Genomic DNA, 24,610 nt, shown 5'->3' on the forward strand with positions numbered 1-24,610 from the left:
GGTTACACAGCCTCCTTCTTGGTGGTGTCTTTGCCTTCCGACAGCTTGGCGATAGCCTCCTGTCTTTCGTTCCACGTCATTGGCGCATCTGTGCCTGATACCTCAATCATAGAAATGGCACCTTCAACGGGACAAACAATCGCGCATAAGTTACATCCTACACAATCTTCTTCACGTACCTGCAAATAAGACTGACCCTGATCACCCGTCAACATATCAATGCATTGATGAGACGTATCCTCGCAGGCAATATGGCATTTGTTGCAGTTGATACAGGTATCCGTGTCAATTCGTGCCACGACCGCATAGTTCAAATCCAAATTTCCCCAATCGGAGTAGCGCGGAACGGATTTCCCGATCAATTCGGTAACACTGGCGAGACCTTTTTCATCCAAATAGTTGTTCAAGCCATCGATCATATCTTCCACAATGCGGAAACCATGATGCATCGCTGCTGTACACACTTGAACGCCCGTCGCACCCATCAGCATGAACTCAACAGCATCTCGCCAATTGGAAATACCGCCAATGCCGGAAATGGGCACGCCAACCTCTGGATTTCGCGCACAATCAGCAACCATATGGAGGGCAATTGGTTTCACTGCAGGACCGCAGTATCCGCCATGAGATCCCTTGCCTCCAACATGAGGAATCGTGTTCCACGAATCGATATCAACACCAGCTAGTGAGTTGATCGTATTGATCAACGAAATCGCATCCGCTCCGCCTCGAACCGCCGCCTTAGCTGTGCTTGTAATATCTGTGATGTTTGGTGTGAGCTTCACGATGACCGGCGTCGTCGCCGCTTCCTTCACCCACATCGTCTGCGCCTCCACGAGATCCGGCTGCTGCCCCGAAGCAGCACCCATGCCGCGCTCAGCCATGCCGTGTGGGCAGCCAAAGTTCAGCTCCAAGCCATCTACACCGACAGCTTCGACCTTTTTCACGATCTCATGCCACTTCTCCCGGTTCGGCTCAACCATCAGGGATACGACAATCGCATGATTCGGAAAACGCTTCTTCGTCTCAAAAATCTCTTTGAGATTGATCTCGAGTGGTCGGTCCGTGATGAGTTCAATATTATTGAAGCCTGCAACGCGTTGTCCGTTGAAATGAATGGCTGCAAAGCGCGAAGACGTATTAATAATGGGGTCGCCAAGTGTTTTCCAAACCGCTCCGCCCCACCCCGCTTCGAAAGCACGCTGAACTTGATAACCCGTGTTGGTCGGTGGCGCCGATGCCAACCAGAACGGATTGGGTGAAGCTATACCTGCCAGATTTATGCGTAAATCAGCCATGTTGAATCCCTCCCGATCCATTTAGAAAGTCATTAAGCCGATGCATGTTCCCTTTTCACCAGTTGATTATAAATAGCATAAGCCGTTTGTTTGCCTTGCTGAGCCGCCGATACAACCATTGCTTCTCCCTGTCCTTCTCCGAAAATGACGTCACCTGCTGCATAAACCTTGGGATTGGACGTTTGACCTGTTAATGGATCAACCGTAACGGTTCCTCGTGTGTGTGCAAGTTCGAACTGATCAATGAGGGAAACATGCCTCGTCTGCCCAATCGCTTTAATAACGGCATCTACCTCAAAAATGAATTCTGAGCCTTCAACGGGAACCGGACGTTTGCGTCCCGCTTCCACATCTTCAAGCTCCATCCGCAAACATTCTAATGCCACGACATTTCCATTCGCATCCCCGATGATCCGCTTTGGAGCAGTAAGCCACTGAAACGCAACACCATCCTGCTTAGCGAAATCATATTCAAAATCATACGCCGTCATCTCTTCCTGCGTACGCCGATACACAATTTGAACCTTTTCAGCTCCTAGCCTCACTGAGCACGTGGCCGCATCAATGGCTGTATTCCCTGCTCCAATGACCGCTACCCGCTTCCCAATGAGGAATGTATCCAGCTCTTGTTCTGTCTTCGTGGATTCCACAAAATCAATGGCGTCGTACACACCCGTCAAGGCTTCGCCTTCAATTCCCAGCATCGGAACCTTTGACATTCCCACAGCCAGAACAATTGCATCATAATCGCCCAGTAAATCTGAGCTGCTTACATCTATGCCAACTCGCGTGCTCATGCGGAATTCAGCGCCTAACTGCCTAACCTGCTCGACTTCCCACAAGGAAATCTCCTGAGGCAGCCGGAACGAAACGATCCCGTAGGTATCTAACCCTCCAGCCTGCTCCTTCGCCTCGAACACCGTAACCTTGAACCCGAAGCGGGCAAGCTCCCGAGCTGCCGATAAACCAGCAGGTCCGCCTCCAACCACAGCTACCGATTTCCCATTACTTGTCCCGGCTTTGAACAATATTTGTTCATTATGGATAGCCCAATCTGTCGCATAACGCTGTAGATTGCCAATCAGGATAGGCTTGGACGAATGATTGAGTACACAAGCTCCTTCACAAAGCTCCTCTGTGGGACACACCCTTGAACAAGAGGCTCCTACCGGATTAGCTTCCATGATTGTACGTGCTGAGCCTTTGAGATTGCCGGAAGCAATCTTTTTGATAAATAAGGGAATATCAATACCGGTTGGGCAGGCACGAATGCAAGGAGCATCATAACAAAATAAGCAGCGGTTCGATTCCTCGATCGCCTCTTTCGGCTTCATGCCGGATTTGACCTCGGCGAAATTGCGTTTCAAATCGGTTAAGGAAATAAATGTTGAACTCATCTTCGCTCCCCCTCCCACGCTTATAAACTAACGATTTGATCATAGGTTTCAGGCCTGCGATCCCGATAAAATTGCCAAACATTGCGGACCTCACGGATTAACTCTTTGTCCATTTCACCGATGACCACTTCATCTTGATCCCGACTTCCGATGGAAACGATCGAACCACGCGGATCCACCAAGTAAGATTGACCATAGAATTCTCCCATGTTCCACGGAGCTTCGAGACCAACACGATTAATGGCACCGACGTAATACCCATTGGCCACGGCGTGAGCTGGCTGTTCGAGCTTCCAGAGATACTCCGAAGTCCCCGCTACTGTAGCGGAAGGATTGAACACAATCTCAGCTCCGCCAAGTCCGAGAACCCTTGCTCCTTCTGGGAAATGGCGATCATAACAGATGTAAACCCCAACTTTAGCAAACACTGTATCGAACACGGGGTAGCCCAGATTACCTGGTTTAAAATAATATTTCTCCCAGAACCCACAAGATCCGCCGCCTGCCGCCACGTGCGGAATGTGATGTTTACGATATTTGCCCAAATAGGTACCATCCGCATCGATCACAGCAGCCGTATTGTAGTACGAAGCGATGCCTTCTCGCTCATAAATGGGAAGGATGATGACAACTCCGAGCTCCTTCGCCAGTTCCTGAAAAAGCATAGTCGTTGGCCCCTTCGGTATTTCCTCTGTGGCATCGTACCACCTAGTTGTTTGCTCTGCGCAGAAATAAGGGCCGTAGAAAATTTCCTGCAAAGAAATAATTTGTGCGCCCTGCTGCGCCGCATGACGAACCAATGCGAGATGCTTTTGTATCGCCGCTTCTTTGTGCTTGGCCACAGTCTCATCCCCATGCACATCATGCGAGGCTTGAATGAGGCCAATTTTCACCTTGCTCATGGCTGAAAGCCTCCCTTTTCCGTGGCGACCCGTCGTGCGGTGCGGTATAAAAGCTCCGTGCCAAGCGTAATGTCCTCTGGACTAGCATATTCTTTGGGATTGTGACTGATGCCTTCCAGACATCGTACGAAAATCATCCCATAGTCGCACACATAAGACATGGTGAGCGAATCATGGAAAGGTCCGCTCATCAACTCTGGCGGGGTCAACCCCATCAGTGCTGCTTCCTGATGCAGGCTTTGCTTGATCCAATTCGCGCAGTAGCGGGGTTCGCTGTTCGTATCTTCTCGAATCGTATACGTGAGACCATGCTCGCGCGACACATTCTCGATCACACTGAGCAGCTCCGCTTCAACCGCATTGCGACGTCGTAAATCAATGTCCCGCAAGTCAATGGTGAAGGATACCTTCTCTGGGATGATATTGCGGGAGTCAGGAAACACCGAGAGCGAACCCACCGTACCAACAGTCGGTGCACCTGGCTCCTGCCGCACTAACTCATTGAGCGCCACAATGATTTTGGCACAGCCTAGAAGCGCGTCTTGGCGCATAGACATCGGCACCGAACCCGCGTGCCCTGCGAAGCCGATCATCTCCACGGTGAGCCATAATGGACCAGAGATTCCGCTGACGATACCAATCGGAGCATCGAGTGACTCCAGAACCGGACCTTGCTCGATGTGCAGCTCCAGAAAAGCACCAATCCGACCTTCTTGGTACACATAGCTCTCGAAGTCAGCAGGGTCGCATCCGAACTGAACCAAAGCTTCTCTGCGTGTGATGCCATTTTTGTCCGTACGCTCCAACTCATTTGCTTCAAGCTTTCCGGTCATTCCACGAACGCCGAACAGTCCTTTGTTGAAACGACAGCCCTCTTCATCGCAGAAAGCCACAACTTCAATATTACATTCTGGCGTTATCCCTTCCTCCACTAGCGTTTGGACCACTTCAATCGCACCAAGTACACCTATTGCACCATCAAATCTACCGCCATAAGGCTGTGAATCCACATGAGAGCCTAGCATGAGAATAGGCGCGTCCGGATTGCTCCCCTTAAGTACCCCAATTAAGTTGGCGAATGGATCGATTGAAGCTTCCATCCCAGCTTCTTGCATCCAGCTTTTCACTAGTTCCACGCCTTCTCGATCTTCTTTGGACAAAGCAAGCCTGCATACACCCGTTTCCCCGATTTTCCCGATTTGAGCGAGCTCCTGAATACGCTGTTGCAGTCGTGAAGCGTTAATTTGTATCTGAGATGCACTAGGCAAGACCTATCATCCTTTCTCCTGATTGGCATCAAACACTGCAAGCAAGGTCTCAATGATAAAAGCAACATCCTCATCTGTCGAAGATAACGGTGGACTCAGTGTGAGAATGTTTGCGAATCCGGGCACCGTATCCCCGTTCTTCCCTATAAGCAAACCCTTTTGCTTGCAGCCTATAATAATCTTCATCACACGGTCAGCAGTCGCCGGAACCTTCGACTCTCGATCCTCTACAAGCTCGATGCCCATGGCTGATCCAAAAATACGTATATCGCCAACATTCGGGTGGTCAAGCAGCGGTTCCAATTGATCTCTAAACATGTTTCCGATCTGAGCAGAACGTGACACTAGATTCTCTTTTTCCAAAATCTCCATATTTTTCATCGCAACGACGCATGAGACCGGATTACCACCGAAAGTATTGATATGTCTTAAATGGCTGGTCGCTTCTTTATCTTTGAACGATTCATACAATTCAGCCGAAACAGCGGTTGCAGAAAGCGGCGAGTACGCACTGGTCAAGCCTTTGGCCATCGTCACGATGTCAGGTCTCACCCCATAATTCAGATGACCGAACTTCTCACCGGATCGACCGAATCCACAAATCACTTCATCAACAATGAGCAGCACATCATGCTTATCACAAATGCTGCGCACCATGGGCAGGTACTCGTCCGGAGGAACAATCATCCCGCCTCCCGTAATCACTGGCTCCACGATTACGCCGGCAACAGAATCTGCTCCCTCCCAAACAATCGCATCCTCGATGGCTTTGGCGCATTGAAAACTGCACGAACCCTTCGTCTGGCCAAATGGACAACGATAACAATAAGGCGGGGGCACATGCTGAAAGCCTACACCAAGCGGTTCATATTTCAACTTACGCTGCGCTTGCCCTGTTGCCCCCAATGCCCCCATTGAATTGCCATGATAAGCGCGATGCCGCGAGATGAACTTATGTTTGGATGGCTTCCCGTTCTGATGATGGTATTGGCGAGCAATCTTGAAAGCCACTTCATTGGCATCTGACCCCGAATTCGAGTAAAAAATCCTATACTCGCCATCCAGCCACTCATTCAATTTCGCCGCTAATTCAATCGCGGGCACATGGGATTGAACGAGTGTGGCATAAGCAATTTTCATCATTTGCTCAGCGGCCGCTTCCGCAATTTCTTTTCTACCGTGACCCACATTAACGCACCATAATCCGGACATGCCATCCAAATAACGATTCCCATCTACATCTGTAACCCAGCTTCCCTCACCAGAAGCAAGTATCATCGGATTCTCGTTATGTGCAGACATGTGATGCCACACATATTTGCGATCCTTCTCAAGCAGGTCCTCCTTCGTCACCAGATCACTAACCTCGTTAGCGCTCATAAGCCCAGCTCCCCTCTCCTGATGATGTAAAGAAGGATCGCAGACTACAGTCATCCACGATCTGCCTTCCTTTCCAAAACTCACTTGCCTTGTAAAATCGTTTTATCAATAGCCGCAGTCAAATCGGCCGGTTTCTTAATCAAGCCATATTTCAGCGCAATATCCGCTGTTCGTGTCACTGATTCATCTACGAATGAACCGACTTGATCATTTTTAAATCCTTCTGGCCTCACAAGCTTCGCCATCTCCTTCAGCATCGTCGTTTGGTGCTGTTTGGTTGTACTGCCTGCCGTTACACTTTTCATCACGATATCGACGACTTCGTCCTGATGCTCAATCGCATAATTCCAGCCTTTCATCGTTGCTCTCACGGCTTTAACTGCGAGATCATGGTTCTTGTCGACCCAGTCCTTCTTCGCAATGAGCGTATCCTCCAGCATCGCAACACCGGCATCATCAAAGTTAAACACATTCAAATCTGTCTCTTTCACACCGCTCTCAAGCACAACATAGTACTCGTTATAAATCGTTGCTGTCGCCACATCCAACTGATCCCCAAAGAATTGATCCATCGTGAAGCCCTGTTTCACCAATTGAATGTCTTTCTTCGGATCAAGTCCGTTCTTCTCCATAAAAGCAAGCACTTGGAACTGCTGGCTGCCCATCCATGTACCGACCTTTTTGTCTTTCATTTTGGCTGGTGCATCGATACCCGTTGATTTTTTGGATAATAAACGGTACGAACTCTTCTGCGTCACTTGCGCTAATGAAACGAGAGGTAATCCATTGTCACGGTTAACTAACAGAGAGTCAAAGCTCGATACGCCGATATCGACAGCGCCATTTATAACTTGCTGCTCGATAATGACATCCGGTCCGCCCGGAACAATTTCAACATCGATCCCTTCATCCTTGTAAAAGCCTTTCTCTTTAGCGGCATAGATTCCGGCGAACTGCGCTTGCGGCACCCACTTCAACTGAATTTTGACCTTCTTAAGAGGCTCTGCCGAAGGAGACTTGGTTGCACCTGCTGCGGTAGAAGCAACTGGCGTTGTGGTTGCTGATTTGTCAGAAGCACAAGCTGTGACGAGAACTAAAACCATGAACATACTTAACATCAAAGCCAATTTGCCAGTAAGGATTCTCTTTTTCAAACGAACCAATCCTCTCCTATTTATTTCTATGTATGTAAAGATGGTGTCATCCCTTGATGCTCATGTTAAATATTCATTTTCGTTTAGCGATTGGAAATTGACCACGGTATAAAGCGTTTCTCTACAAGTTGAATGATCGTATATAAAACAATTCCCAGGATAGCTGCGATGACAATACAAGCCCAAGCTAAGGGCATATTAGCCAGACGGATTTGGTCTGAAAGTAAGTAGCCTAAGCCACGAGATGCAATGAAAAACTCCCCCACTATCGCACCGATGATGCTAGTTGACATGTTGATTTTGAGAGCTGAAAATATCGCCGGTAAAGCCTTAGGTAATCTTAATTTGAGAAAAAGCTGTCTGGTGCTAGCCGCGTATGAAGTCATTAACTCTAGGTAGGACGGCTCGATGGAACGCAGCCCTTTGTAGGTGCTGACCGCCATTGTAGCCATCGTCATAACCGAAACGATACCCATTCGGGAGGCGACACCGTCTCCCAACCAATTATTCATGATGGGCGCAAGGGCCACGATCGGCACCGCATTGAGTGAGGCCATAATCGAAATCGCACCGGCTCCCGCTTGAGGCCGAAAGGAAGCTGCGACTGCAGCAAGCCAGCCCAGCAGCGACCCAATGAGAAAGCCGCCGATGATTTCAACCCCCGTGTACAGTGTGTAAATGAGGAGGATATCACCATTCTCACGCATGGCTGTGAGGATATCCGAAGGAATAGGCAGTTGATAGCGTTCTAAACTGAATAAGGTGTGTATCCCTCTGAATTGCCAAAGCAGCAAGAATACGAGACCGAAAAAATACGGGAATAGCTTCATTGGCTGCGTGAAAATAACCGTGTAGCCTGCTCGTACTTTTCCAGTGGAAGCTCGGGTTGGTTCCTCCAAACTCTTTAGCGTCGACACTGCAGCTTGTTGGTCTTTACTTAAAATGACCTCCTTCATGAGCCTCCCCTTCTGCTTTCGCGGAAATCAGGCTGCCATGGTGTCAGCCATCTTTCTAGGAGAACTAGCATTAGAAAGGTGGTAAAGCCAATGGCAATCGAGACAAGCACCGTGCACCAGAACATATACACTTGTGCAGCTCCGTAATATAGTGAGCTAACCATTAACACGCCGATTCCATCGGGAGCTCCCATCAGCTCAACGATAATGGAAGCTGTGATCGCCAGCGGAGCTGAAATCTTGAGCCCGGCGAACAGCCCTGGCAGCGCTGATGGCAGCTTGAGCTTCAGGTAGCTGTGCCAGGTTGATGCAGCTATGGAGCGCATAAGCTCCAACTGTTCAGGCTGCACACTGCGCAGCCCGCGAAGCGAGTTGATGGTGACAGGAAAGAATGTCACATAACCTGCCATGATGATCCGCGAAAGACTCGGATCATGTAGGATGCCGTACAGGATCGGTGCAAGACCGATGATGGGCACCATTTGAGAAGCGACCATGTAGGGAGTTAGCGTGTGTTCAACCGTTTTGGAGAGGCTCATGGAAATGGCTAGTGCGGCACCGAACATGGCACCAATCAGGAAGCCAGTCATCGCATTGCCGAATGTTGTGAAGCCTTGCTTGATGAGGGTAGGAAGATTGTCTTGTAAGGAGGTTATCACCTTATGCAAATAAGGTAGTTTGGAGTCGGGTTGTGAAACTTGAATCACGTTATGGAGCAGCCAAGCTAACACTTCCCAGAGGAGGAGCAATGCCGCTATCCAGCAAGCAATAACAGCAGCTTGATGCCATTGTCTATCCAATTTGATCATCAAGGGCAACACTCTCCTCGTAGAAGCAATTTCGGATGGAAGCGGTCAATGTATGGAATCGCTTCGATTCTCGGGTTTGCAAAGTGCGATCCTCTCCCAAATCGACGTGGTGAACAGAATGTACGCGACCGGGATTTGCCGATAAAACAATGATTCGATTGGATAAAAATACAGCTTCCGGAATACTATGAGTGACGAAAACGATCGTTTTGTTCGTTTTTCTTTTAATTTCAAGCAATTCGAATTGCAGTTTCTCCTTTGTGAATTCATCAAGCGCCGAGAAAGGTTCATCCATAAACAAAATAGGCGGATCCAGCGATAAAGCTCGCGCAATAGCCACTCTCTGCTGCATGCCGCCACTTAACTGCCAAGGGTAATAATCTTTGAATTTCGTCAATCCTACGGTTTCGAGGAGTTGATCGACCATGCTTCGATACTCCGCGCGACTACGCCCCATTACCTCTAAGGGAAGCTCTACATTTTCACGTACGGTTCTCCATTCGAAGAGCGTGGGATTCTGGAACACAATGCCGAATTTCCTGCGCAAACGAACTTCCCGCGGATGCTCCTTTTGTATAATAATTTGCCCGCTCGAGGGTTGGAGCAGGTCAGCCATAAGCCTCAGCAGCGTTGATTTACCACAGCCGGAAGGCCCAAGTAAGGATACGAATTCATTCTGGGCTACATCGAACGAAATGTCTTGGAGTACAGTCACTTGCTTTCCTTTTTTTCCAAACACCATGCAGACGCCATCCACCGAAATTTCCACCTTCTGCTGGGAAAGATCTGAATTCATTGTGTCCCTCCTCATTTGAACTTGTAGCTGCGTTATATAAATGTAATATATGATCACTATATATGTTATATTATATAACTTCTACGACGATTTACATTATACAAAGTGTTTCAAAATTAGACTCTGCATTTGACATAGTGTAAAACAGCTAATAAAAAAACCGCAGCATTGATATAATTTGGATCCCCCTACTCGTCTTTTTATCATGCATGGGAAGCAAGATGTTCATTTTGATGCTCACAAATATATTTATTACATAATATATGTTATGTAAACAAAAGTCATGCGAACAGCCCCACCTCACGTATAACCATAATTTGCTCATATTCTCTATTTCTTCATTCTGATAGAATATTTAAGTGACTACATATAACATCTAGGAGGAAATTCATGAGAAAGTTTATTCTTACAACCGCAATGGCGACAAGTCTCTTAATCAGCGGAATCGCAAATGCGGCACCTTCGAATCAATACGTCGCTACGGATGCTGACACTTTCTGGTCCATTTCACAGAAGTTCAATGTTCCATTAGCTGATCTCATCGCAAATAATCCAAATGTTAATCAGCAAAATATCTACGCAGGTGTTGTAATTAATCTTCCTGTTAAGGCTGCTATTAAACAGAGCTGGGAAGTTAAAGCAGATGCCATCATTGCAACAGGAATGAAGCAGCTTGGCACGCCATATGTATTTGGCGGCAGCACACCATATGTTGCTTTTGATTGCTCTGGCTTTGTACAGTATGCGTTTAATCAACACGGATTTAACCTTCTTCATTCGTCAGTATTGTTGAGTCAATTAGGAACGCCAGTAGATAAAAGCGATCTGCGTAAAGGTGATCTTGTATTTCTACAAGGAACTTATACAAGCGGAGTCTCCCATGTAGGTATCTATCTTGGAAATAACAAAATTCTTCAAGCTGGTACGATGGGTACGAGGGAAGTAAAGATTAGCACTTTCTTTGGTACTCCCTACTATGATGCACATTATTGGGGTGCACGTCGTTTAATTAACTAATATGAGAAAAAAGCCGGTTTTACCGGCTTTTTTTCGTTCTAGACAAGTTGTAAAATGTACTCTAGGCTATTACCGTGGGTTCAAGCACAGTAAGCCTGTTATTGTAAGTATCAAGGTTTACGTTCGCTCCAATGGGGATTGCTGCTTTATAAATGCCATGAGCTGTACTTACATTGGTCATGAGAGGTTTTCCTAGAGGAGCAATTACCCCAGTAATAAGATCGTTATAAGTCGTAGAATAAGATATGGAGCAATTCGTGCATTGTCCCATGACCACACCGACGCAATCTTGAAATTTCCTTGCCATTATTAGATGAGTCAAATGTCGGTAAATCACATTCGTTGCTTCGTGCGTCTCTTCTATGACAAATATTTTACCGGTCGTATCAATTTCATATGGAGTTCCAAGGGTATCCACAAATGAAGTGAGATTTCCCCCTACGATCGGACCTCTAACATTCCCCTCAATCAGACTGGTCTGCTGCATTCCGGGTGGATTCTGTATCACCCTTGGACTACTGAGAGTTGATGTAGCCGAATAAAATTGGTTGAAGTTATACGTTGGTGTGCTCGTGCTAAAGTCAATTAACAATAGACTTTGAAAAGTAATTAAATTGGAAAATTGGTATAGGATATTTAATAAAATCGTGATATCACTGTATCCAGTTACGATTTTAGGATTGTTTTTTATGATCGTATAATTAAGGTATGGCAAAATATCTTTGACCCCTGTCCCTCCTCTTGTCGGTAATATCATCTTTACACTGCGATTTTCAAACATACTCATAAGGTCTTCAGCACGCTGCTGCGCTGTTGAGGCCACAATGCCACCATAACCATACGCATATTTCCCTATTACTACTTTGAATCCCATATTTTCAATTGTTTTTATTCTTTCATCAATGATTGTTGCGTCAAGCGGACTTCCTAAAGTAACAATTCCGATGGTATCACCCCTTTGTAAAATGGGGGGCCTTATAGCCATAAATATGCCTCCTACCAAAGAGAACTTATTCAAAATTTGGATCCTACTTTGTAATCTCTTTGTTGCCTTATATGCACCACCCGAACTAATTATTACAACTCCTGTTCTATATCCCCATCCCTACTGGAATAAAAGCCGAAACCCGGTTCATTGCATCTTGCTTTTGTTTATCTCCGACATGGGTGTAAATCTGCGTGGTTTGGATGCTCGCATGTCCAAGTAATTCCTGCAAAGTTCGGATATCCGTTCCTGCCAGAACCTGCATCGTGGCAAACGTATGCCGAAGCTTGTGACTTGATATCGACTTCCCTTGTAGTTCAGCATACTGCTTCTTCAGCACCTCGAAATGCTTCTCTGCAATCGTTTGAATCATACGAACACTAATTCGCCGACCAAATTGAGAAACAAAAAAAGGCTGCTCCACCGAGCTCCTTGTATCCATTCGTTCGATTAATGCTTTATTCAGAACTTTAACCAGTTCGGCAGGAAGAGGGATGACACGCCATTTCCGCCCTTTGCCAAACACCTGCAGCGTACTCGTTGAACGATTGAAATCAGCGATGTTTAGTCGATGCAGCTCACTTACACGCAAACCTGCATAACTCATCAATAGAAACATGGCCACATTCCGGATCTGATACTTCCCCTCGATCGATTGTAAAAACACAGCAAGCAGCTGCTCGCTGAGAAACATGGGAATTTGGTTTTTCTCGACTTTCGATTTTTTCACGTTTAGTGATGGATTGCTCTGCACAATTTGGAGTTCGATCAACGCCGCGAAAAATGTCCGAATCGAAGATAAATAGCGATTACGCGCGGCATCCCCTGCCCCGCCTTGTCGCATTTTCGTCAAGAAGCGCATGATATCAATGGCCACAATCGTTGGCAATGATTTCTCTACGCTGGAAAGGAATAACCGAACATCCCCTAAGTAAGCTTGTTGTGTTCGTTTCGTAAAGCCTTGATCTTTCATCCATGAGTCAAATAGCTCCAAATACTCATCATCATACTCGTACACTTGCCCCAATCCTATTCACTCCGTCCGTTACAATCTAAGTTGCGTTAAATATAGATTTAGTGCAATTTTTTTGACAGCAAAAAACGGTCAATTTGCGCTTATCCCGTATAAAGAACAGCAGAATAAGCCTATTAACCGTTTTTCCGGTTTTAGTCTCGTGGGTATTCGACTTTCATAATGTCCATGAACGGAACTTTATCAATTTCACCATTCACTTCCATATGTACTCTACCGGTACGAGAATCCATTGTCGCTATGAGCCCGCGAACACGTTCTTCACGTCCCCAAACCGTCAGAACAATCTCGGAGTTCTCCTGCTTCGCTTCGGACAGTTGATTACCGATCTCTTCCAATACAAATTCATCCCGCGTTGGTCTTTTTGCTACTTTTGCTTTCGCCATCTCTCGTTCCCCCTGGATTATAAATCACCTTGCCGGCGATAATATTTCTTTAACACGTCCAACCTGTCCATCTGCTAGTCTTACTTTAATCCCATGAGGATGGGTAGGTGAATTGGTTAATAAATCTTTGACGATTCCACGTGTTAACTTCCCGCTGCGTTGGTCTTGCTTCAAAACAATATTCACTTCAATACCTGGAATCACATCTTTACGATTTTGGCCATTCATGCTGTGTAAGTCGCCTGCTTTCTTTCAATTGTGTGCTTTATTATAACATAGTTTCCCCCCATTCCCCATCAAGTTGCATACATTTGCAAAACCCTTTACAACAGCTCACTAAATCAATACGATTAATCTACATAATAAATTCGAAGTCGCGAATACAGAGGGAGAACCACTTATGAGTCGCTCATGGCCGTTACCTAACAAGCCCTGGATCATGCACCAAATCTGGAATGATTTACTCTTTGCTCATTGGCCCATTCCCATCGAAACATTAAGACCACTCCTACCCGCCTATATCCCTATTGATACCTTTGACGGAACAGCATGGATTGGTGTTGTCCCCTTTCACATGTCAGGCGTTGCACCTAGAGGAATACCTCCATTACCCTACTTTTCAGCTTTTCCAGAAATTAATGTTAGGACCTACGTAACCATCAACGGTAAACCCGGCGTTTACTTTTTCAGTCTAGATGCGCATAACCGATTCGCTGTTGAAGCAGCACGCTTCGCTTTCCATCTCCCGTACTTTTATGCTCATATTCAAGTTCAACATCGACCAGATAACACCATATTCTACGAATGTTTACGAAAAGATAACCGTGCACGACAAGGTGAATTTACTGGTGAATACCGCCCGTCATCCGACATACAATTAATAAATCCTGAAACTCTAGAATATTGGCTAACAGAACGTTATTGCCTCTATTGCACAGATCGACGTGGTAATGTTTATCGAGGAGAAATCAATCATGACCCATGGCCCTTACAATCGGCTGAAGCTTCAATCAACGTCAATACCCTCCCTAACTCTTTTGGGATACAACTACCAAATACACCACCGCTTTTACATTATGCTAAGAAATTAAAGGTTAAAATCTGGGCGCTTGAGAAGCTTCGCCATACATAAAAAGACGATATTCTACTTAAAAGATGTCGAAAATATAATTAATGACATTAATATTTAATGTAACTAATTCATATAAAAACCACATTTTAACGCGCTATTTCTATCATTTCGTGCCTTTTCCTATTGAAAAAAGCTTATTTCAGTTAAAATAATGACAGAGATGGCATTCATTAACGAGAGGCTGTGATTCAAGGATGATGATCAGTGGAATTTCTATTTTCCTTTTATTTTATATCGGAGGCTTACATGTATTCTGGGCATTTGGCGGTCAATGGGGAAGCAGAGTTGTTATCCCTGCTACAAGCGGTTCAGGAGAACTGACGTTTAAACCTGGCTTAATAGCGACTTTAATCGTAGCCATTCTCTTGTTTAGCGCTGCACTGCTGCTGGCTATTCAAGGGCGCTTACTTCCAGCCCTCCCTTCGTCTCCATGGATTCAATGGGGCTGTTGGCTTTGTGTCTTCGTATTTGGACTCCGGGCAATTGGGGATTTCAAATATGTGGGTTTATTTAAAAGGGTCAAACAGACTAGTTTCGCTACATATGATACATTTTTGTTCACACCGCTTTGCCTATGGCTTTGCTTCACATTTTATTACACGCTCTTTTATAGCTAATTCGCTTTCTCAACGATACCATGGAGCTTACACGGAGGGAATACACGATATGCCAAGATTCATGGACTATATGATCAGTCCTTATCCGCTTCGGATCATTTCATTGCCCATTGATTCCAGTAAATTAAAGCTGCAATCCTTGATTATCCTCGCTGTTGGGCATCTCCCAGGCCGTATATCATTTCGAGCTCATGCTAAATTTACCAAGTGGGCCATTGTCTATATTGCTGGTGGAAAGGGCTCCTATCAAGTCGATGACGGCGCCGTTCAACACATTGAAAGCGGCAGTCTGTTTTTCCTTCGACCAGGAGCCGTATATAATTATGGACCGGATGCAGACGGTTATTGGGATGAGTATTACTTCACATTCGAGGGAAGCCGTATTGCGGAATGGCTCAGTAGTTGGCTTACACATGTGGATTTGGCGAAGCAGGTTGGGCATGAAGATGCCGCCCAGCATAATCGGATCGAACGCATCTTTATTCTAATGGAAAGCGGTATACCCGATAATATCGACCGTGCTGCGTTGCTGCTTGAATCCTTGCTTTTTGAATTTATTCTGAAAGATCAGGTACCGGCAGAAACGACAAAAACACAGCAATTGATCGATCTCATGGCCGATCTCGGTGATTCATTGTTCCAGCCTTTTGACGCGGCGCTAATCGCAAAACGACACCATATCTCGCTTTCTACGCTACGGAGGATCGTCAGCGAATATACCGGTTACCCACTTGGAGCCTATATTCACCGTTTGAAAATGGCTGCAGCGAAAAACATTCTGCTGAATTCAGACGATACCGTAAAGGAGATCGCAGATTCACTTGGTTATAAAGATGTTTTTTACTTCTCCCGGTTATTTAAGAAATACGTAGGTGTCTCTCCCCTTATTTATCGGAACAATATGCAGCTTTAAATTTGTTTACATAATCATAGTTATGTAAATATGATTTTTATATAAAATAATCGTGTTGTCCCAGTACGACTTGTTATATGACAGCATATGATAAAGTAGAAAGAAAATCTTCCTACGGGGAGGTGAATCTAAATGACACTTACACTTACGGGTTGGATGCTCTATTCGATGTGGGTAGTTCTGGGTTTTATGGGGCTTAGCTTTTTACTAGGCTTATATAAAGCACTCAAAGCTGGAAGCTTCTCCAGCACTCTGATTCTGACTTATCTGCAAGATATGCTGTTCTATGTTTTCCCTTTATTTTTAATTTCCAACATGTTGTCTCTTGATCCAACAGGCTTCGTATTATTAATTGCTTATTACCTCGGCGCACTTGGACTTGTTCTCAAGTATCTGGCAAATTTCAAAAAATAAAATGTATCCGCATTCAAAGAATGCTATTATATGAGCTCATTTAAACCACTAGAGCAAAAAGGCCGCCGACTTGTAACGGTGGCTTTTTCATTTGGGAGCACCTATTGATAAAAAACTGAGGCTCCGCCGCGGGCTGTAAGCGCCTTTTCGGCGCTTATTGAGTAGATTCTTATTTGTATAAAAAAAGCAGTTTGCACCATGGCAAACTGCTTCATATAAACATTTTAAAATCGAGGTAAATTAGATAAATTGTTGCTTGGATCGCCATCTGGATAAGATCTGAGCGTTTTTTGACCTTCCCGATTCCTCCCCGTATTCACATCTTCAATCAGTCCTGCTTCTGTCATAGCAATGGCATTAGCAATATCAACCACCCTGCCATCTTGGAATTGAACCGCGCTGATGCCGCCATCTCCATAATGGACGGATTGAATAATAGCTTTATTGGGGTCTATCGTGTGTGGACCTGCACCATACTGCGTTCCATCACGCATAAAAGTACCATATTGGGTTGGTTGGCCATTCGCACCATAGCCGGTATATCCCCCTTGAAAGCCTACATTTCTCGCATCCGCGTGGTTGATCCCCGTGTTTCGCTGACCATATTCGGCATTCATGTTGCCTGAAGAACCTGGAACCGGCATTCCACCTTGGGAAGCCTGTGTTCCATTGTTACGAGCTTGAGGAATAAATGACTGCTGCCCATATTGTCCAGTTTGCTGGTACATCTGTACGTTTGGAATCGGTTGACCATTCCATGCAAAATTCCCATTATGGGTAGGTTCAACAGCATTGCTATAATTTTGAGAGGGTTCAAGCTTTGTATTAGTCAACCCATACGGTTGATTCTGCATCATCTGTTGTTGCATTGGTTGTTGCACTGGTTGTTGCATCTGTTGCTGCATCTGTTGCTGCATCTGTTGTTGCACAGGTTGTTGCATCTGTTGTTGCATTGGTTGTTGTCCACGTCGGCGTCGCGCCATAGATATCAGCTCCTTTGTTATTTCTATAAAGCGGCTTCCACCTATAGCATGCGTCACCTATATGCAGCTTATCCCTTTTAATCCAATTAACGCCGAAGCCCCATCATATTGCCAGAGGCGTATCGCCTAAGTCCTGTGTAAAACAAATAGATGCCTCCCAAGCAAAGCAGACCTGTCACTGCTATGGCACCTGATATAAAAGGAATATCCACCTGACGTAACAACCCAATGGGTAAGTAACTGATGAACCCCGCCGGCAACACAGTAAAAAGTGCGATTTTGCCCATCCCTCGAAATATGCTCGTTGGATACGTGGTGAATGTCAGGAGCCCATTATATAGCTGAAAACTCAGCCCATCTGAACTCCCTAACCAGAACGCAGGACAGTTCACAATAACCGTGAAAAACAAGAAAATCAGCGTCGATAACAACATGGCTAGACCAAATTTTATGAAGCCTATCATCGATTTATCTCCAAATGCGGCGTAAATGATAAGTGCGAATAAGACGTCCCCAATTGCACTTACCGACATGCGGCTGATTAGAACATGAAGCAGCACTGGCTTAGGCTGTGTTAAATAAGTATCAAGCTGTCCGGTTGCGATCAGATTCGAAATTCGCATAGCGTTACCGAAAAAAGTAGCCATAACGCCGAAGCCGCCAGCCGCTACAGCCCATAGCATCATCACATCCTGCAGTTCCCATCCATTCAATACAGGAAATCGGCCAAAATAAAGTCCCCAGAACACAATCCAAACCACATTATTGATAATCATCATACCAGCTGTGAGAAAGAAGCTCATCCGAAACTCCATAGCGCCAGCGAGATTTAGTTTCCAGCATTGCCAGACGAAACGAAGTAAACGCCCGAATTTACCTGGTTGATCAAATTCACTAATAGGTGTCAATTTGCGGCTATCCACCATTAACATTGAGCTTTTTCACACCTTTCCTATAAACCAATGAGACAATTATGCCAATGATTACAACCCATAATAGCTGTGTACAGAGCATTCTTGGCAATTGAATAGCATCAAAGGTCACTGTTGTCTTGGCCGGGATGTAGACAATGGCTTGAAATGGCAGCCAACGCCCTACCCTCTGCAGCATGTCGGGAAATAGCTCCAAAGGCATCAGCATGCCGCCAATCGTAAATAAAAATTTGTTGTATACGAATTCCAATCCGCGTGTCTCCTCCACCCAGAAAGAGCTTAGCGCTAAAACCATATTCAACATGAAATTAACTGTGAACCCGCACAGTGCCACAATAGGCAACCATAGTAACCCATAACCAAAATTAGGCGGACCCATAATAAGAAATCCTAACAAACCGCCAAGCGCCGCGTTGACGAGAAAACGAATCGCAGCTTCACTCATATATTCGACATAGTGAAAGGCGACAAAATTGACAGGCCGTACAAATTTGAAAACGATATCCCCGCTTTTCACTTCTTCCTCAACGCGTGAGCAGAGACTTGGACAGGCGAGGATCATCGATTCCGTTATAACGAGATACCACATAATCTGCTTGAAGCTGAAGCCTGCTATGGTTTCCGTTCCCTCGCCATGAAACGTTGTCTGCCATAGTTGAAGAAAAATATAAAGAATCAACAGCAGAAACAACGAGCGGATAAGAAAATCGGCCACATAAGCAAGTTGATTGCGAAGTGTGATTTTGCCGATAAAGGCATATTTAACCGATTTTCTCCAATTGTTCATGTTCTTTCTCCTCCTTACCGAAGTTCCCATACATACGCGTGATGATGTCCTCCATCGGCGGATCTTCAACCGTAACGTCGATGATCCGGTGCTCAGCCATGATCTGGGATAGCGCTGCTTCAATCGTTGTTTGACCCATATCGACAGAAAGCGAAATTCTTACACCACTTCGTTCGAGTACCTTCACCCCGACAATTTCTATGGAATCCGGCTCCTCTCCCAATACAAGACGGACTGTTTTTTGTGTCAAAAACTGCTGCTTCATAACCTCGACACGGTCATCAAAGACGATCCGGCCATGATTGATAACAATCGCCCGGTCACATAGCCGCTCAATATCACCAGCATCATGTGACGTAAGAAAAACGGTTGTTCCTTCTTCACGTTTTAACTCTAAAATAAGCTCGCGTATTCGCTGTTTAACGACAACGTCTAGCCCGATTGTAGGTTCATCAAGGAACAGCACCTGCGGGCGGTGCATCAAGGAAGCAGCGATCTCACAGCGCATCCGTTCGCCTAGCGAGAGCTTCCTCACTGCCGTATGCAAATAGGGTCCAAGCTCAAATCTCTCTATGAGATCATCACGCCGGCGTACATACTCGCTGCGCCGCAGCTCGTAAATACGGCTCATTAACTCGAAGGTATCGATGGGAGGCAAATGATACCAAAGCTGCGACTTTTGCCCGAAGACAGAGCCTATTCTATAACTCAGCTTCGTCCGCTCCTTCCATGGACAGCAGCCTAGAACTTCAGCCTGACCTGTTGTTGGATGAAGGATGCCTGTCAGCATCTTAATCGTCGTGGATTTCCCGGCACCATTCGGTCCGAGAAAGGCAAGTGTTTCCCCCTGATCAACGGAGAACGTTATGCCCTCTACGGCTGACTTGTCTACATATTCCGGCATTAACAATGCCCGAACACTCGCCATAAAGCCTTCTTCTTTTTTCTTGAGTCGAAAGGATTTCCCCAATTGTTCCACACGGATCGATGTCATCTCTATTCCCTCCACTTTTAATTCGGTAAAGCAAAAAAGACCTCGGTCCGTTTCGCCTAAACAGGCGGAACTTTCCGAAGGTCTTTTATCCCTTACGGTGTAACACGTTATGTATCCGTGTCGGCTTCGCTCGGTTCGCCACCTTTGTAGGTTCGGATCCCTAGAAGCCCTTCCGTTTATTTTCCACATATTAACACATGATGTCATGTACAGACAACACTTTTTTTGCGATCTCTCTAAGCAAAAAAAGCCTGTTGCAAATGCACAGACTTTTTACGCTAACTCTCTTACGTTGCGCTATTGGGATTGATGAGACTGCGAAGAATGTTGAGAATGCTGAGATTGTTGAGATTGTTGTTGAGATTGTTGTTGAGATTGCTGAGATTGTTGAGATTGTTGAGATTGCTGCGATTCTTGTGTCGTTTGTAATTCTTGTTTTAAATCTTCCGTCTTTTGCTGGGCTTGTTGGATTTGTCCCTGAAGATCTTGCAGCTGTTGTTCTGCTTCGGTCAGTGCAGCTTCAGTCGCCTGTGAATAAATCTCCTGAGCAACTTGCAGCGTTTGTTCAGCAGCTTGCTCTGCTTTTTGGGCAGCTTCTTTTATTTGCTCAAAGCCTTGTTGATTTTGTTGCGGCGTTTGTTGTTGTTGCATTGAGATACCCCCAGCTGAATTTTTCATACCCGATTAATTTTAGTAAATGTTCCTTTTTTTATTCCTATTGAATATACTCGCCTTTCATCGTCAAAATATCAGACAGCACAGAAGTCGGAATAATAAACTCTACAACGCCCATATAACCAGGAGAGACCTCGTATTTCTGGAAAGAGATAACGAGTTGACCATTCGTATTAATGTAAAAGTTTTGATCCTTCGTGATGGTTTTAAAGTATGAATTTACCTTATTAGAAACACCTTCAACCCAATAAATCTTCTGCGGGTCCCGCTTCATCTGTTCCTTCATTTGCTCCTTAACATTTTCACTAATAACACGGATATATGCTTCATCTTTAAACAAACTTGGCAAAGTGATCAGCAATTGTTTCTTCTTGTCGATTGTGTCGTATTTGAATGTTGTTGAGGAGGATCCGACCGTATTTACCACGTATCTTCCCACTGAAAGGATGTGATCGTTATCAGTTTTGATGACATAACCGCTTTCTACACCTACATGACCACCGCCATTTTCCTTCAAACTTTCCATCTCAATCATGAAATCAGCATATAACTTCTTGCCTTCTTCCAGATATTTGTTATTCAGAGTATTTTCCAAGGTTTTATTATCCAGATTCGTGATTGCAGGAACTTCTAAATTAGCTTTATAGGTTCCATCATTAAACTTATATTCTCTAAAAGTTAGCACTTTAACGAGATCACCAACGAGAGGCACCTCAGACAATGCATGGGCCAGTGTAGGACTAGTATTGATACCTGTGACAAATACGATAGCCGCTGCCGCAGCTGCAAATCCCCATTTAACATTGCTTTTTCTTTTCTTATTTTGTTTAATGGCTTGGTTTACGATAAAATCCAGTTCTTTTGGGATCGGAATATCCATATAGTGTTGTTTCATTTGTTCTATTTTCTCATTCAATTTAGTTGACCTCCTCTAACTTATCGTCGACCATTTTAATCCGAAGTAATCGAAGAGCTTGATACAATCGTGTTTTTATCGTACTGCTGTTTTCTTGTAAAACCTCAGCGATTTCATCAATCTTCAAATCCTCAAAAAATCTTAGTACGATCACACTTCGATAGATTGTGGGCAAATCATCCATTGCCCTTTCCAGATCGATGTTAGGATAGGCATCTTCACTGCCTTGCACATATGATTCCATCGTGATTTCATCAACGACTTGAATTTTCTTATGCTTTCTCAAGAAATCTAATGAAGTATTTACAACAATTCTGTAAAACCAGCTTTTTAAGGATGCGGTGTCTTTCAATGAGCCTGCTGAAGCAAAAGCCTTATGAATGGCGTCTTGAACGACATCGAGGGCATCATCCGAATTTTTCACGTAACTGTAAGCTAATCGATAAACATTTTCTTTATGTTCCGTAATGCATGCAATAAGCAACTTTTCTAACTTGCCATTCATCGTCATGAGTTTAAAAGACGCTCCTTTTTCTACGCGCGTATAAGAATTGGTCTTGTATATGCTAGGACGTGCGAGTGCGTAGAATAGTTTGGTACACTACATATTAGCACATGGCCATATGCTTCGAATCGACCTTCTTCTACCAATTTCCCTTACCCACTGCTATACTAAAAGCAAGAAGAAGCTAGTGAGGTGACATTTACCTATGAATATCATTAAAGTCAAAGATCGTCTTGAATTAGAAAAAAGAATCCCTACCATGCCGTGGTATATTGAAAAATTTATCAATTATAAGCTGCCAGACCTCTCTCCATCTTCATTACTTGAGTATGTGCGTGATTACGAAATCTTTCTATCCTGGCTGCTAGCCGAAGGATTAAGTTCTGCTACCTCTATGAACCAAGTTCCTCTGGAGGATTTGGAGAAATTACATATGGATAGCGTTGACAACTTTCGCATGTTCCTAGCAACTCGTAAAGCTCAGGCTAATGTGAAAACGACGATTAACCGCAAGCTTTCCGCTTTGCGTTCCTTATTCCATTATTTAAGTCAAATTGCCGAGGACGATAATTTCTACCCGCTTCTGAAGCGGAATGTGATGGCCAAAGTGGAGATCAAACGCTCACATAGGCCCAAGGACAGTGCCGCTAAACTCGAGGGCAAGCTGCTTCAAGAAGAGGAGATTGCCCAATTTATTGCGTATGTGCAGCATGGCTATGAGCACGATGTAGCTACCAATAAGCAAGCTCTCTACTCCTACGAGTTGAACAAAATAAGAGATACTTGCATCATTACACTCATACTTAATTCGGGGCTACGTGTATCGGAAGTATTCAATCTGAACGTCGATGATATTGACCTCAAGAAGAAGCTTACCTACGTATATCGCAAAGGTAAAAATGATGACACGTTCAAAACTCCCGTATACTTCCGTAATGAAGCTATTCAAGCTCTAACGGACTATATCGCCATCCGCTCAACTCGCTATAAGCCGCTCAAAAAGGAAAAAGCCCTCTTCCTTGCCATCGCAAATGGCAAAAAAGAGGGCGAACGTATGACGAAACGGGCTATCCAAGAACTCGTTATCAAGTACGCTAAGCGCTTCGGCAAGCCCTACCTGTCTGTTCACAAGCTGCGGCACTCGTTCGCCACAGATTATTACTTACAGAATGACTTGTACAAAACACAAGAGCAGCTCGGACATGCTTCCCCTGAAACAACGCAAATCTATGCGCATCTCACCGATAAAACAATGTCCGAAGCGATTGACAAACGACTGGAATCCTGAAGATTACTTCAGGATTTCTTCAATTTTAGCCAATTCTTCTGGCGTGAATTCTAGGTTTTTAAGTGCAGCTACGTTCTCTTCAATTTGAGACACACGACTTGCACCAATCAACGCTGACGTTACTCGCTCGCCGCGGAGAACCCAAGCTAGCGACATTTGCGCTAAGCTTTGGCCACGACTACTCGCTATCTCATTCAGTTGATTAATTTGAGCAAGTTTCTCTTCTGTAATATCTTTCGTGTTCAGGAATTGACTCTTCCCACCTGCGCGAGAATCACTTGGCACCCCACTCACGTACTTGTTCGTCAATAGGCCTTGTGCAAGCGGACAAAATGCTATGCTGCCTACGCCAAACTCATCCAGCACATCCTGCAAACCATTCTCAATCCAACGATTCAACATGCTGTAGGATGGTTGATGAATCAGCAGCGGTGTTCCCAGACCATTCAGAATGGTTACCGCTTCTTTCGTTTGCTCTGCTGTGTAATTGGAAAGTCCTATGTACAACGCTTTACCTTGACGAACAATTAAATCCAGGGCAGCCATTGTCTCTTCGAATGGCGTATTCGGATCCGGTCTGTGTGAATAGAAAATATCTACATATTCCAATCCCATTCTTTTCAAACTTTGATCCAAGCTGGAGACTAGATATTTCTTGGAACCCCACTCTCCATAAGGACCTTCCCACATGTGATAACCAGCCTTTGTTGAGATGATCAACTCATCGCGGTACGCGGCCAAGTCGCTTTTCAACACCTTACCAAACATTTCCTCAGCTGACCCTGGTGGCGGCCCATAGTTATTAGCCAAATCAAAATGGGTAATCCCTAAGTCAAAAGAGCGAAGCAGCATAGCCCTCCCATTCTCATGGAGATCTAATCCACCGAAATTGTGCCACAAACCTAATGAAATGGCCGGGAGCTTAAGTCCCGATTTGCCTGAACGATTATATTTCATTTCTGCATAACGCGTTGAGCTTGCTTGATAGACCATGTTTGTCCTCCTCAGAGTTATCGTAGATAACTTACTTCGTAAGCTTCCACTTGTGTTATCGTAGAAAACTTACTTCGTAA

General features: G+C 45.0%; 27 protein-coding genes. 6 read left to right on the plus strand and 21 right to left on the minus strand.

The features are described from left to right. Nucleotides 1-2: 2 nt before the first annotated feature. The 9 genes from preA to GC102_RS03100 form a co-directional block, all read right to left on the minus strand. Nucleotides 3-1,298, minus strand: a complete 1,296-nt coding sequence (gene preA, locus GC102_RS03060) for an NAD-dependent dihydropyrimidine dehydrogenase subunit PreA (protein WP_171688182.1) — start codon at nucleotides 1,296-1,298, stop codon at nucleotides 3-5. A 32-nt stretch (nucleotides 1,299-1,330) separates the two neighbouring features. Further along, nucleotides 1,331-2,695, minus strand: a complete 1,365-nt coding sequence (locus GC102_RS03065) for an NAD(P)-dependent oxidoreductase (protein ID WP_171688183.1) — start codon at nucleotides 2,693-2,695, stop codon at nucleotides 1,331-1,333. Between the two features lie 20 nt (nucleotides 2,696-2,715). Beyond that, nucleotides 2,716-3,597 carry a nitrilase-related carbon-nitrogen hydrolase gene (locus GC102_RS03070; protein ID WP_171688184.1) on the minus strand — a complete coding sequence of 294 codons (882 nt, stop codon included), beginning with the start codon at nucleotides 3,595-3,597 and terminating at the stop codon, nucleotides 2,716-2,718. After that, the gene (locus GC102_RS03075; protein ID WP_171688185.1) at nucleotides 3,594-4,865 is read right to left on the minus strand and encodes a M20 family metallo-hydrolase; all 1,272 of its coding nucleotides are present in this window, start codon (nucleotides 4,863-4,865) and stop codon (nucleotides 3,594-3,596) included. Before GC102_RS03075 ends, GC102_RS03070 begins: the two co-directional genes overlap by 4 nt. Before the next feature lie 6 nt (nucleotides 4,866-4,871). After that, nucleotides 4,872-6,245: an aspartate aminotransferase family protein gene (locus tag GC102_RS03080; protein WP_171688186.1), complete on the minus strand. Its 1,374-nt coding sequence runs from the start codon at nucleotides 6,243-6,245 to the stop codon at nucleotides 4,872-4,874. A gap of 80 nt (nucleotides 6,246-6,325) precedes the next feature. After that, entirely contained in the window at nucleotides 6,326-7,399 is a 1,074-nt protein-coding gene (locus GC102_RS03085) for an ABC transporter substrate-binding protein (protein ID WP_246320711.1), read from the minus strand. A gap of 83 nt (nucleotides 7,400-7,482) precedes the next feature. Continuing rightward, on the minus strand, nucleotides 7,483-8,355 hold the full coding sequence (locus GC102_RS03090) for an ABC transporter permease (protein WP_171688187.1): 873 nt from the start codon (nucleotides 8,353-8,355) through the stop codon (nucleotides 7,483-7,485). Further along, nucleotides 8,352-9,164 (minus strand): ABC transporter permease, encoded by an 813-nt coding sequence (locus GC102_RS03095; protein ID WP_171688572.1) that lies wholly within the window; start codon nucleotides 9,162-9,164, stop codon nucleotides 8,352-8,354. Before GC102_RS03095 ends, GC102_RS03090 begins: the two co-directional genes overlap by 4 nt. Further along, complete coding sequence (locus GC102_RS03100; protein WP_171688188.1) at nucleotides 9,148-9,960, minus strand: ABC transporter ATP-binding protein; 813 nt, start codon at nucleotides 9,958-9,960, stop codon at nucleotides 9,148-9,150. Before GC102_RS03100 ends, GC102_RS03095 begins: the two co-directional genes overlap by 17 nt. Nucleotides 9,961-10,350: 390 nt before the next feature. Between GC102_RS03100 and GC102_RS03105 the strand changes: the two genes are divergently transcribed. Next, entirely contained in the window at nucleotides 10,351-10,977 is a 627-nt protein-coding gene (locus GC102_RS03105) for a C40 family peptidase (RefSeq protein ID WP_171688189.1), read from the plus strand. A gap of 61 nt (nucleotides 10,978-11,038) precedes the next feature. On the opposite strand, the gene GC102_RS03110 is transcribed toward GC102_RS03105, so the two are convergent. The 4 genes from GC102_RS03110 to GC102_RS03125 form a co-directional block, all read right to left on the minus strand. Continuing rightward, complete coding sequence (locus GC102_RS03110; protein ID WP_171688190.1) at nucleotides 11,039-11,962, minus strand: S66 peptidase family protein; 924 nt, start codon at nucleotides 11,960-11,962, stop codon at nucleotides 11,039-11,041. A 106-nt stretch (nucleotides 11,963-12,068) separates the two neighbouring features. Further along, nucleotides 12,069-12,980 carry a tyrosine-type recombinase/integrase gene (locus GC102_RS03115; protein ID WP_312883153.1) on the minus strand — a complete coding sequence of 304 codons (912 nt, stop codon included), beginning with the start codon at nucleotides 12,978-12,980 and terminating at the stop codon, nucleotides 12,069-12,071. Nucleotides 12,981-13,129: 149 nt separating this feature from the next. Further along, nucleotides 13,130-13,381, minus strand: coding sequence for a YolD-like family protein (locus tag GC102_RS03120; protein ID WP_057301470.1), 252 nt, complete (start codon nucleotides 13,379-13,381; stop codon nucleotides 13,130-13,132). Between the two features lie 24 nt (nucleotides 13,382-13,405). Beyond that, on the minus strand, nucleotides 13,406-13,609 hold the full coding sequence (locus GC102_RS03125) for a YwbE family protein (protein ID WP_029195001.1): 204 nt from the start codon (nucleotides 13,607-13,609) through the stop codon (nucleotides 13,406-13,408). 172 nt (nucleotides 13,610-13,781) lie between these two features. Between GC102_RS03125 and GC102_RS03130 the strand changes: the two genes are divergently transcribed. The 4 genes from GC102_RS03130 (at nucleotide 13,782) to GC102_RS03145 (ending at nucleotide 16,457) form a co-directional block, all read left to right on the plus strand. After that, nucleotides 13,782-14,513 (plus strand): YqjF family protein, encoded by a 732-nt coding sequence (locus GC102_RS03130; protein WP_171688191.1) that lies wholly within the window; start codon nucleotides 13,782-13,784, stop codon nucleotides 14,511-14,513. A gap of 194 nt (nucleotides 14,514-14,707) precedes the next feature. Beyond that, the gene (locus GC102_RS03135) at nucleotides 14,708-15,130 is read left to right on the plus strand and encodes a DUF3995 domain-containing protein (RefSeq protein ID WP_171688192.1); all 423 of its coding nucleotides are present in this window, start codon (nucleotides 14,708-14,710) and stop codon (nucleotides 15,128-15,130) included. A 49-nt stretch (nucleotides 15,131-15,179) separates the two neighbouring features. Beyond that, a complete protein-coding gene (locus GC102_RS03140) occupies nucleotides 15,180-16,043 on the plus strand; it encodes a helix-turn-helix transcriptional regulator (RefSeq protein ID WP_171688193.1) in 864 nt (287 codons plus the stop codon). A 132-nt stretch (nucleotides 16,044-16,175) separates the two neighbouring features. Further along, a complete protein-coding gene (locus tag GC102_RS03145) occupies nucleotides 16,176-16,457 on the plus strand; it encodes a hypothetical protein (protein WP_171688194.1) in 282 nt (93 codons plus the stop codon). Nucleotides 16,458-16,681: 224 nt separating this feature from the next. On the opposite strand, the gene GC102_RS39280 is transcribed toward GC102_RS03145, so the two are convergent. The 7 genes from GC102_RS39280 to sigV form a co-directional block, all read right to left on the minus strand. Further along, a complete protein-coding gene (locus tag GC102_RS39280) occupies nucleotides 16,682-17,440 on the minus strand; it encodes a DUF3892 domain-containing protein (RefSeq protein ID WP_246320712.1) in 759 nt (252 codons plus the stop codon). A gap of 86 nt (nucleotides 17,441-17,526) precedes the next feature. Further along, nucleotides 17,527-18,372 (minus strand): ABC transporter permease, encoded by an 846-nt coding sequence (locus tag GC102_RS03160; RefSeq protein WP_171688195.1) that lies wholly within the window; start codon nucleotides 18,370-18,372, stop codon nucleotides 17,527-17,529. After that, complete coding sequence (locus GC102_RS03165) at nucleotides 18,356-19,159, minus strand: ABC transporter permease (protein ID WP_171688196.1); 804 nt, start codon at nucleotides 19,157-19,159, stop codon at nucleotides 18,356-18,358. Before GC102_RS03165 ends, GC102_RS03160 begins: the two co-directional genes overlap by 17 nt. Further along, entirely contained in the window at nucleotides 19,134-20,153 is a 1,020-nt protein-coding gene (locus tag GC102_RS03170; protein WP_171688197.1) for an ABC transporter ATP-binding protein, read from the minus strand. The genes GC102_RS03165 and GC102_RS03170 overlap by 26 nt, the downstream gene beginning before the upstream one ends. A gap of 297 nt (nucleotides 20,154-20,450) precedes the next feature. Continuing rightward, nucleotides 20,451-20,804: a hypothetical protein gene (locus GC102_RS03175; RefSeq protein WP_171688198.1), complete on the minus strand. Its 354-nt coding sequence runs from the start codon at nucleotides 20,802-20,804 to the stop codon at nucleotides 20,451-20,453. 64 nt (nucleotides 20,805-20,868) lie between these two features. Beyond that, nucleotides 20,869-21,744, minus strand: coding sequence for an anti-sigma-V factor RsiV (gene rsiV / locus GC102_RS03180; protein WP_216627926.1), 876 nt, complete (start codon nucleotides 21,742-21,744; stop codon nucleotides 20,869-20,871). A gap of 1 nt (nucleotide 21,745) precedes the next feature. Next, nucleotides 21,746-22,249 carry an RNA polymerase sigma factor SigV gene (gene sigV, locus GC102_RS03185; RefSeq protein WP_171688575.1) on the minus strand — a complete coding sequence of 168 codons (504 nt, stop codon included), beginning with the start codon at nucleotides 22,247-22,249 and terminating at the stop codon, nucleotides 21,746-21,748. A gap of 205 nt (nucleotides 22,250-22,454) precedes the next feature. Between sigV and xerS the strand changes: the two genes are divergently transcribed. Further along, nucleotides 22,455-23,537 (plus strand): tyrosine recombinase XerS, encoded by a 1,083-nt coding sequence (xerS, locus tag GC102_RS03190; protein WP_171688199.1) that lies wholly within the window; start codon nucleotides 22,455-22,457, stop codon nucleotides 23,535-23,537. A gap of 3 nt (nucleotides 23,538-23,540) precedes the next feature. On the opposite strand, the gene mgrA is transcribed toward xerS, so the two are convergent. After that, nucleotides 23,541-24,530: an L-glyceraldehyde 3-phosphate reductase gene (mgrA, locus tag GC102_RS03195; RefSeq protein ID WP_171688200.1), complete on the minus strand. Its 990-nt coding sequence runs from the start codon at nucleotides 24,528-24,530 to the stop codon at nucleotides 23,541-23,543. Nucleotides 24,531-24,610 lie beyond the last annotated feature (80 nt).

The sequence above is a fragment of the Paenibacillus germinis genome (assembly GCF_013141785.1).
Lineage (GTDB): Bacteria > Bacillota > Bacilli > Paenibacillales > NBRC-103111 > Paenibacillus_E > Paenibacillus_E phytorum.

What these genes read in the sequence shown, in the direction of transcription:
- preA (WP_171688182.1), bottom strand. Translation starts at nt 1,298, where the DNA reads ATGGCTGATTTACGCATAAATCTGGCAGGTATAGCTTCACCCAATCCG.
- GC102_RS03065 (WP_171688183.1), bottom strand. Translation starts at nt 2,695, where the DNA reads ATGAGTTCAACATTTATTTCCTTAACCGATTTGAAACGCAATTTCGCC.
- GC102_RS03070 (WP_171688184.1), bottom strand. Translation starts at nt 3,597, where the DNA reads ATGAGCAAGGTGAAAATTGGCCTCATTCAAGCCTCGCATGATGTGCAT.
- GC102_RS03080 (WP_171688186.1), bottom strand. Translation starts at nt 6,245, where the DNA reads ATGAGCGCTAACGAGGTTAGTGATCTGGTGACGAAGGAGGACCTGCTT.
- GC102_RS03090 (WP_171688187.1), bottom strand. Translation starts at nt 8,355, where the DNA reads ATGAAGGAGGTCATTTTAAGTAAAGACCAACAAGCTGCAGTGTCGACG.
- GC102_RS03095 (WP_171688572.1), bottom strand. Translation starts at nt 9,164, where the DNA reads ATGATCAAATTGGATAGACAATGGCATCAAGCTGCTGTTATTGCTTGC.
- GC102_RS03100 (WP_171688188.1), bottom strand. Translation starts at nt 9,960, where the DNA reads ATGAATTCAGATCTTTCCCAGCAGAAGGTGGAAATTTCGGTGGATGGC.
- GC102_RS03105 (WP_171688189.1), top strand. Translation starts at nt 10,351, where the DNA reads ATGAGAAAGTTTATTCTTACAACCGCAATGGCGACAAGTCTCTTAATC.
- GC102_RS03110 (WP_171688190.1), bottom strand. Translation starts at nt 11,962, where the DNA reads ATGGCTATAAGGCCCCCCATTTTACAAAGGGGTGATACCATCGGAATT.
- GC102_RS03120 (WP_057301470.1), bottom strand. Translation starts at nt 13,381, where the DNA reads ATGGCGAAAGCAAAAGTAGCAAAAAGACCAACGCGGGATGAATTTGTA.
- GC102_RS03125 (WP_029195001.1), bottom strand. Translation starts at nt 13,609, where the DNA reads ATGAATGGCCAAAATCGTAAAGATGTGATTCCAGGTATTGAAGTGAAT.
- GC102_RS03130 (WP_171688191.1), top strand. Translation starts at nt 13,782, where the DNA reads ATGAGTCGCTCATGGCCGTTACCTAACAAGCCCTGGATCATGCACCAA.
- GC102_RS03135 (WP_171688192.1), top strand. Translation starts at nt 14,708, where the DNA reads ATGATGATCAGTGGAATTTCTATTTTCCTTTTATTTTATATCGGAGGC.
- GC102_RS03140 (WP_171688193.1), top strand. Translation starts at nt 15,180, where the DNA reads ATGCCAAGATTCATGGACTATATGATCAGTCCTTATCCGCTTCGGATC.
- GC102_RS03145 (WP_171688194.1), top strand. Translation starts at nt 16,176, where the DNA reads ATGACACTTACACTTACGGGTTGGATGCTCTATTCGATGTGGGTAGTT.
- GC102_RS39280 (WP_246320712.1), bottom strand. Translation starts at nt 17,440, where the DNA reads ATGGCGCGACGCCGACGTGGACAACAACCAATGCAACAACAGATGCAA.
- GC102_RS03160 (WP_171688195.1), bottom strand. Translation starts at nt 18,372, where the DNA reads ATGTTAATGGTGGATAGCCGCAAATTGACACCTATTAGTGAATTTGAT.
- GC102_RS03165 (WP_171688196.1), bottom strand. Translation starts at nt 19,159, where the DNA reads ATGAACAATTGGAGAAAATCGGTTAAATATGCCTTTATCGGCAAAATC.
- GC102_RS03170 (WP_171688197.1), bottom strand. Translation starts at nt 20,153, where the DNA reads ATGACATCGATCCGTGTGGAACAATTGGGGAAATCCTTTCGACTCAAG.
- GC102_RS03175 (WP_171688198.1), bottom strand. Translation starts at nt 20,804, where the DNA reads ATGCAACAACAACAAACGCCGCAACAAAATCAACAAGGCTTTGAGCAA.
- sigV (WP_171688575.1), bottom strand. Translation starts at nt 22,249, where the DNA reads ATGAATGGCAAGTTAGAAAAGTTGCTTATTGCATGCATTACGGAACAT.
- xerS (WP_171688199.1), top strand. Translation starts at nt 22,455, where the DNA reads ATGAATATCATTAAAGTCAAAGATCGTCTTGAATTAGAAAAAAGAATC.
- mgrA (WP_171688200.1), bottom strand. Translation starts at nt 24,530, where the DNA reads ATGGTCTATCAAGCAAGCTCAACGCGTTATGCAGAAATGAAATATAAT.